This is a genomic window from Streptomyces sp. KR55 (genome assembly GCF_052245645.1).
In the GTDB taxonomy this organism is placed as follows: Bacteria; Actinomycetota; Actinomycetes; order Streptomycetales; family Streptomycetaceae; genus Streptomyces; species Streptomyces flavusporus.
The window spans coordinates 1-3,861 of the sequence record NZ_JBQQCE010000668.1 but is presented as its reverse complement, the minus strand read 5'-3'; the positions used below and the strand labels follow the sequence as shown (position 1 = coordinate 3,861).

The window sequence follows — 3,861 nt, the reverse complement described above, 5'->3', positions numbered from 1 at the left end:
CACGATGGGACCGTCGAGGCGGACGACCCGACGACCGGTGAGGTCCACTGGCGTCACGCTCGGGACGACCGGCTGCCACTCACCGTGCTCCCCGCGCGCGGGGAGGCGATCACGCTCTGGGACGACGGCTTCGTCACCGCCACCGACGGCAGGTCCGTGCGCTGGCACCGCGCCCTGCCCGCATCCGCCGACTGGCTCGCGGCCCACGGCGGCACCGGCGTGCTGCGCCCCCTCGGCCGCGGCATCCTCGCCGTCCTCACCCCGCGCCGCGTCGCCGCGTACCGCACCGCCGACGGAGACCTGCGCTGGGTGCTGCCCGCCCGCAATGGATGCCGGTTCGCGCCCGAACGTGCGCTGCACCGCGGCGGAGCCCTGCTGATCGCCCAGCCCTGCGCCCGGGACGCGTGGACCGCGCAGCTCGTCGCCGTCGACGACCTGGGCCGGATCGCCCCGCACCGCAGGCCCCTGGGCAACGAGGTCCGTCGACGGCTCGGTCGCGGGCCCGAACATCTGAACCCGCAAAAAGTGGTTGCAGCTCCCCGTTAGACTGGGTCCATGGCCATTCTCCTCGTGCATTAGACGGCGGGAAGTCCCTCAGCCGCCTGTCCCGCCTCACAACCCGCCCTGGAGTCTGTCCGTGATCTCCGCCTACGGTATCGAGCTGCGCGCCGGTGCCCGCGTCCTCATCGAATCCGCAACCTTCCGTGTCGCCAAGGGCGACCGCATCGGCCTGGTCGGCCGCAACGGCGCCGGCAAGACCACCCTCACCAAGGTCCTGGCCGGCGAGGGCATCCCCGCCGCCGGCGCCGTCACCCGCTCCGGCGAGGTCGGCTACCTCCCGCAGGACCCCCGCACCGGCGACCTCGACATCCTCGCCCGCGACCGCATCCTCTCCGCCCGCGGCCTGGACGTACTGATCCGCAAGATGCGCGAGAACGAGCAGCGCATCGCGGGCGGCACGGGCGCCACCCGCGAGAAGGCGCTCCGGCAGTACGAGCGGCAGGAGACGGAGTTCCTCACCAAGGGCGGGTACGCCGCCGAGGCGGAGGCCGCCACCATCGCCGCCGCGCTCAACCTGCCCGACCGGGTGCTCGGCCAGCCGCTGCACACGCTCTCCGGCGGTCAGCGCCGCCGTATCGAGCTGGCCCGGATCCTGTTCTCCGACGCGGACACGCTGCTGCTCGACGAGCCCACCAACCACCTCGACGCCGACTCGATCATCTGGCTGCGGGACTACCTCAAGACGTACCGCGGCGGCTTCATCGTGATCTCCCACGACGTCGACCTGGTCGAGACGGTCGTCAACAAGGTGTTCTACCTGGATGCCAACCGCGCACAGATCGACATCTACAACATGGGCTGGAAGCTCTACCAGCAGCAGCGCGAGGCCGACGAGAAGCGCCGCAAGCGGGAGCGGGCCAACGCGGAGAAGAAGGCCGCCGCACTCAACGCGCAGGCCGACAAGATGCGCGCCAAGGCCACCAAGACGGTCGCCGCGCAGAACATGGCCCGCCGCGCGGAGAAGCTGCTGTCCGGCCTCGAGGACGTCCGCCAGTCGGACAAGGTCGCCAAGCTGCGCTTCCCCGAGCCCGCGCCCTGCGGCAAGACCCCGCTGACCGCCGAGGGCCTGTCCAAGTCGTACGGCTCGCTGGAGATCTTCACCGACGTCGACCTGGCCATCGACAAGGGCTCCCGCGTGGTCATCCTCGGCCTCAACGGCGCCGGCAAGACCACCCTGCTGCGCCTGCTGGCCGGGGTCGAGAAGCCCGACACCGGCGCGGTGATCGAGGGCCACGGCCTCAAGCTGGGCTACTACGCCCAGGAGCACGAGACGCTCGACCCCGACCGCACGGTGCTGGAGAACATGCGCTCGGCCGCGCCCGACATGGATCTGGTCGCGGTCCGCAAGGTGCTCGGCTCGTTCCTGTTCTCCGGCGACGACGTCGACAAGCCGGCCGGGGTCCTCTCCGGCGGCGAGAAGACCCGCCTCGCCCTCGCCACCCTCGTGGTGTCGTCGGCCAACGTCCTGCTCCTCGACGAGCCGACGAACAACCTTGACCCGGCCAGCCGCGAGGAGATCCTCGGCGCGCTGCGCACCTACAAGGGCGCCGTCGTCCTCGTCACCCACGACGAGGGCGCCGTCGAGGCGCTCCAGCCGGAGCGGATCATCCTGCTGCCGGACGGCGTCGAGGACCTGTGGGGCGCCGACTACGCCGATCTGGTCGCGCTCGCCTGAGCCGGCGGGGGCGGTCAGTGCCGCTTGATCGAATGAGTGATCCACGCGTATGGATCATTCGGCCCATCGGTGATCCATCATCTGTGTGAGATCTCCTCGTACCCCGGTGTGTCCTACACCGGTTTCGCGGCCGATCCCTTTGTCGACAAGGGGTCGGCCGCGCCCCGTTCCTGACCTGGTGATTCACGGAACAACCCGTTCGGACGTATGCACATCACCTGGTGGAAGTGCAGATTCCGCTTGTGGGGATGTGCTCCTGTCGTCAAAACCCTCACCCACGGACCTTGCCGAATGGGTGGCCATGAAGCCCCGGAGGGGTGATCATGAGGGGACCAGAGCGCACTTCCCATGAGGAGGCACGGGTGGCCGAGACTCTGAAGAAGGGCAGCCGGGTGACCGGCGCCGCGCGCGACAAGCTCGCGGCAGACCTGAAGAAGAAGTACGACGCCGGTGCGAGCATCCGGGCGTTGGCCGAGGAGACCGGCCGCTCGTATGGCTTCGTGCACCGCATGCTCAGCGAGTCGGGCGTCACGCTCCGTGGGCGTGGCGGGGCGACACGGGGCAAGAAGGCCGCTTCGGCCTGACCCCCGGGCGAGGCCCCTCGGCTTCGATGGTGGCCACCCGGTCGGTCAGGTGATCGGCTGGGTGGTTACTGTGCAGTCACTTATGAGTGCCGTCGTACGGCACTCACGATGACCGCACCCATCGGAGGCGCCCCATGGCTTCGCTCGACCCGGTACTCGACAAGGACGGCGTACGGCTCACCGTCGACGACGCCATCGCCACGGTGACGCTGACCAATCCGGCCAAGCGCAACGCGCAGAGCCCCGCTCTGTGGCGGGCGCTGGCCGAGGCGGGCCGGTTGCTGCCGGGCTCCGTCCGCGTGGTTGTGCTGCGCGCCGAGGGCAAGTCCTTCTCGGCCGGGCTCGACCGGCAGGCGTTCACGCCCGAGGGCTTCGAGGGCGAGCCGTCCTTCATCGACCTCGCGCGCGGCGGTGACGCCGAGCTGGACGCGACCATCGCCGAGTACCAGGAGGCGTTCACCTGGTGGCGGCGCAGCGACATCGTGTCCATCGCCGCGGTGCAGGGGCATGCCATCGGCGCGGGCTTCCAACTCGCCCTCGCCTGTGACCTGCGCGTCGTCGCGGACGACGTGCAGTTCGCCATGCGCGAGACCAGCCTGGGGCTGGTGCCGGACCTGACCGGCACCCATCCGCTGGTCGGGCTCGTCGGCTATGCCCGCGCGCTCGAAATCTGTGCGACCGGGCGCTTCGTACAGGCCGAGGAGGCCGTGAGTACGGGGCTGGCGAACGTCGCCGTGCCGCCAGCCGAACTCGACGGCGCCGTACGGGACCTGACGGCGGCGCTCCTTGCCGCGCCGCGGGACGCGGTCATCGAGACCAAGGCCCTGCTGCAGGGTGCGGGAGAGCGTACGTACGAGGAGCAGCGGGTCGCCGAACGCGCCGCTCAGGCGCGCCGGTTGCGGGATCTGGCGGGCATCGGCGAGTAGGGCCTGTCCGGCGGATCAGGCCGCAGGAAATCGGCGGCGCCCTATCAGCGCAGGTGATCGGGGGCTGGTGTGTCCAGCTGCAAGGCGGAGGAGGGAGTCGACGCGATGGGGGTCC

The 3,861-nt window shown here is 70.4% G+C and carries 4 protein-coding genes; all 4 read left to right on the top strand.

Annotated features, from left to right (window positions below; translation table 11 throughout):
• Positions 1-546 (top strand): hypothetical protein (locus ACTWQJ_RS47965; RefSeq protein WP_443312663.1); only part of this gene is annotated, 546 nt, incomplete at its 5' end.
• A 91-nt stretch (positions 547-637) separates the two neighbouring features.
• A complete protein-coding gene (locus ACTWQJ_RS47960; protein WP_443312662.1) occupies positions 638-2,236 on the top strand; it encodes an ABC-F family ATP-binding cassette domain-containing protein in 1,599 nt (532 codons plus the stop codon).
• Between the two features lie 362 nt (positions 2,237-2,598).
• Entirely contained in the window at positions 2,599-2,820 is a 222-nt protein-coding gene (locus tag ACTWQJ_RS47955; RefSeq protein ID WP_018567695.1) for a helix-turn-helix domain-containing protein, read from the top strand.
• Positions 2,821-2,954: 134 nt separating this feature from the next.
• Entirely contained in the window at positions 2,955-3,746 is a 792-nt protein-coding gene (locus ACTWQJ_RS47950; RefSeq protein ID WP_443312661.1) for an enoyl-CoA hydratase/isomerase family protein, read from the top strand.
• Positions 3,747-3,861 lie beyond the last annotated feature (115 nt).